The organism is Caballeronia sp. (assembly GCF_049581465.1).
GTDB lineage: Bacteria > Pseudomonadota > Gammaproteobacteria > Burkholderiales > Burkholderiaceae > Caballeronia.
The window spans coordinates 1-4,108 of record NZ_JBAUSA010000653.1 but is presented as its reverse complement, the minus strand read 5'-3'; the positions used below and the strand labels follow the sequence as shown (position 1 = coordinate 4,108).

Genomic DNA, 4,108 nt, shown 5'->3' with positions numbered 1-4,108 from the left:
TCAAGTCCGCCTTTGTCGCCATGGATACGGAAGCTCAGGCCGTGCTCGGACCCCGCGGCGGCATTGGTCACATAGAGCGTCCCGCGAGCGCCGTTTCCATAATGCATTAAAGCCCCAACGTAGTCGTCGAGTTCCCGACCGGGAATCGCCGAGCCGAGGTCTGCGCATACTCGCGTAACATCGAGACCGGTCACGAAGCCGCCGAGATGGAATGCGTGTGTTCCGATGTCCATCAAAACGAGTGATTCTCCGCCGCGTGTACCCTGGGTGCGCCATCCGGCAGGTAAGTCGTGCTCAGCAAAGTACCCCTGAATGTATTGGAGATGAACTTGCCGAATTTCGCCCAGGTCTCCCGCCACGACCATGTCGCGAGCCTGCCTGACCATCGGATACCCGGAATAGCAGTACGTTACGCAGAATTCGGTCTGTGAAGCCCGGACCTTCGCTGCGATCTCACGGGCAGCAGTAAGACTGTGCGCGAGAGGCTTGTCGCAGATGACGTGGAAACGGTAATCCAGCGCCTGCATGCAAATGTCGTAGTGCGAGTCATTGGGCGTCATGATTGCTACCACATCGGCCCGGTCGGGTCTGACGGATTCGCGCTGCAGCATTTCCTGCCACGAGCCATACGCGCGCTCGGCAGTGATACCGAGGTCGATGCCCGCCTGTCGTGCGCGCTCAGGGTCAGATGCTAGCGCCGAAGCGACGATATCGTACTGGCCGTCGAGGCGAGCCGCAATCCGGTGCGTCTCACCGATGATGGAGCCTGGGCCGCCACCGACAAGCGCTAGCCGAATGCGTCGTCCGATTGATTTGATTGTCATCTTCCAGTTCCGCCTCTGGTGAGTGAGCCAGTCGGCGGCCCTAAGCGCGTTGAGACGGTTTAGAGCCTCTTCGAACTTCTCCACTGGCCATCTTTGGGGACAAGCTTAGCTCGACCAAGGCTCGCTGGGGTGTCGTCGAGACATCAAAAACACATCAAATTGCCGCGCGGCCCGACCATGACTCATCCCTTTCGATTTGAATCGACATCATTTCTCTGGAGACACCGTCCGCTCGCACCGAATCGCCCAAGGGTAACCACCATCACCATCATGCGAAATAAGATGCTGGAGAGTGCGCGGGCGGAAGGCAGCAGGAGTCGAACCTACCAGAGAGCGGCTGACGCCCCCTACTGGGTTTGAGGCCCAGCCGCACCACCGGATACGGATGCCTTCCTGCGATTGCTACAAGTCGACCGAAAACGCAATAAGTGTCGCACGACGACAATAACCGGCTGCTCGCACGTTGCGTGCCCTAATTGGTTGCTCAAGCTGGTGTGAAAGGTTTTAAATCGAGGTTGCAACGCAGGGTAAATCGTGTTTTCCCGGGAGGCAAGAAACCGTTGCTTTTCTTTGTGCGGGTGAGAACCAAGCATAGACCCGAGACGCCCGGCAGCGGGCGGCGTTTAGAGGCCGAACGCTGCACTCAGCAGATGCGCCGTCTTGTACAAGTGGCTCAGTGGCGCTAGCCTGACCACCATGCGTCGGCGCAGCTAGCGTCGATCCGGTGTCGTGTCGCGGCAGTTGAACCAGATGGAGGGGTGACATGGAACAAGACGAATTCAGTGCCTTTGAGCGTCGGGGCTGGGAAACAGTCGCACAGCCGTATCACTCGTATTTTGGCGAACTGACGACGCAGTCCAATGATGCGCTGCTCGATGCGCTTGAAGTACGTACTGGCGTGCGGTTTCTCGATATCGCGTCAGGGCCCGGCTATCTCGCGGCGGCTGCGGCGCGTCGTGGCGCCCATGTCGTCGGCGTCGATTTCGCGGACGCGATGGTCCAGCAAGCGCGACGCATTTTTCCCGACCTCACATTTCGTCCCGGTAGTGCAGAAGATCTGCCTTTTCCGGATATGAGTTTTGTGGTGAATATCTCGCCGCTGCGCGTGGAAGCGGGTCGTAAAGGTCAGGAAGGCTACATTGAGCTTGAGATACCGCAAGCGGATGAGGAAGGTCTTGGGGATGCTGTAGCTGCCCGGAACGTCGCGGGAATATACGGGCGAATGGCTGACGATCTGCGCCACGGGACCCGCACGGCTCCTGGTTTTAATGACGCGCTCGACCTTCACAAGGTTCTATCGGCGATTGAACGGTCTGATCAGACAGGTCGACGGGTGAGAGTCGGCTGATCGGCGACGCCGGTCGCTTCTTCGGCGACGGGTTTCAGGCGACAACTGTGTCATACGGTGCGTGGCTCGGTGCGGCGGTTCTGATCGTCAACCAGCGTGGTACGGGATCGGAGTAAGTGCTGAAGCACTAACACTAGCCCGACACCAGCCCAACACCGGCCGACACCCAGAAATCTGGGTGGGATCGGAGTAAGTGCTGAAGCACTAACTCCGATCGACACACAAATCTGCGGGGGACCAGAGTAAGCGCTAAAGCGCCAAATCTGGTCGACATAGGAGAGAAACAATGAAGCATGCTTCGCTCGTTGACGTCCAGGGGTTCATCGATGAACACCCGTTCGGCCGCTTTCAACGACTCATTTTTTTCATGTGCTTCGTGATTGTCCTGCTGGATGGTTTCGACACTGCGGCAATCGGTTTCATCGCGCCGTCGTTACTGACTGAGTGGCATCTCGCCAAGCCCGACCTCGCACCGGTCCTGAGTGCCGCGCTGTTCGGTCTCGCGTTCGGTGCGCTCGTATCCGGCCCTTTGTCCGACCGTGTCGGACGACGTTCCCTGATGGTCGGGTCCGTGTTCCTCTTCGGTGTTGCCTGCGTCGTGTCTGCGTTTTCTAAGAACATCAGTGAACTCACTGTGTTGCGCTTCATGACCGGCATCGGCCTCGGCGCAGCGATGGCTAACGCGGTGACCATGATGGACGAGTTCTGCCCAACCCGACGCCGCGCAACGGTGACCAGCCTGATGTGCTGCGGATTCCCCCTCGGCGCGGCTTTGGGCGGACTGCTCGCGGCATGGCTGGTTCCCCATGCTGGCTGGCGAAGTGTCCTGATGCTGGGCGGCGTCACACCGATACTTCACGGCGTGCTGCTGCTGCTCAAGATGCCAGAATCGGTAAGGTTCATGGTGGCGAATGGCAAGCCCGCAATGCGCGTTCGCGCCATTCTCGCGCGCATCTCCGATGAAGCAGTCAATGCTCGCGACTTCGTATTGACCGAGACTGCGCCGGGAACGGGTGACAAAGGGCTCGGCCTCGTGCTATCACGTTCATACATTGTCGGTTCGTTGATGCTATGGCTCGCGGCCTTCATGGGACTCCTGATTATCTACGCGATGATCAACTGGATGCCCATCCTGCTGAAGGATGCAGGCCTCAGCCTGAAAAACGCGACGCTGATCTCCGCACTGTTCCCTCTTGGCGGTGTCGGCGCGGTGCTGTGCGGCGCGCTGATGGATCGTTTCAATGCAAATCTCGTGATTGGCGCGTGCTACGCGCTCGCCGCGATCAGCCTATTTTGTATTGGAGCGACGGCGGCAAACGTAGCCTTACTCGTGCCAATCGTACTGGTATCCGGCGTGCTGACAAACACCGCACAAGCCTCGATGAATGCGCTTGCCGCAGGATTTTATCCAACTCAGGGGCGCGGAACAGGCGTCGCGTGGATGCTGGGCATGGCGCGGTTTGGCGGCATTGCAGGCTCGTTTCTCGTAGCCGAACTCGTACGCTGGCATTTTACGTTTGTCGGTGTCTTCGCAACGGTCGCCGTGGCCGGAGCCATTTCGTGTATCGCTTTGCTAGTCAAGCAGCTTGCACCGCCACGTGTCTTCAGAACGGCGCCCGACGAAAGTCGGATCGCTGAGTCATTGACAGGCGCAGTTGGGCACTGAGCGGCTGGCGCTTCGAGATATCTACAACATCGTAATCAATTACTATTGAAATAGGATTACTAATCATGTCCACTGAGATATCCACTGCAGCATTCGAGTACGCATCAGAAGTATGCCAGGCGGTTGATTCTAGACGAGCGGCAGTTAGCGCCCTTCTTCTCGGAAAACTGCACGTTTGTCTATGCCAATAGCGAGCCCGTCGTCGGACGCGCAAATATTGCGGAGTCTTCAAAGAATTTCATGGCATTGATTGCCGGAATCAAGCACCAA

3 protein-coding genes and 1 tRNA gene are annotated in these 4,108 nt (G+C 58.2%); 2 read left to right on the top strand and 2 right to left on the bottom strand.

All coding sequences use genetic code 11. The annotated features are described in order from the left end of the window. Nucleotides 1-824: Gfo/Idh/MocA family protein (locus tag WCA53_RS16070; protein ID WP_423912260.1), on the bottom strand; the 824-nt coding region annotated here is incomplete at its 3' end. Between the two features lie 301 nt (nucleotides 825-1,125). Next, nucleotides 1,126-1,218, bottom strand: a tRNA-Sec gene (locus WCA53_RS16065). Between the two features lie 369 nt (nucleotides 1,219-1,587). Between WCA53_RS16065 and WCA53_RS16060 the strand changes: the two genes are divergently transcribed. Together WCA53_RS16060 and WCA53_RS16055 are read left to right on the top strand one after the other, a co-directional pair. Further along, nucleotides 1,588-2,172: a class I SAM-dependent methyltransferase gene (locus WCA53_RS16060; RefSeq protein WP_423912257.1), complete on the top strand. Its 585-nt coding sequence runs from the start codon at nucleotides 1,588-1,590 to the stop codon at nucleotides 2,170-2,172. A gap of 286 nt (nucleotides 2,173-2,458) precedes the next feature. Continuing rightward, a complete protein-coding gene (locus tag WCA53_RS16055; RefSeq protein WP_423912254.1) occupies nucleotides 2,459-3,838 on the top strand; it encodes an MFS transporter in 1,380 nt (459 codons plus the stop codon). The last annotated feature ends 270 nt before the right edge of the window (nucleotides 3,839-4,108 follow it).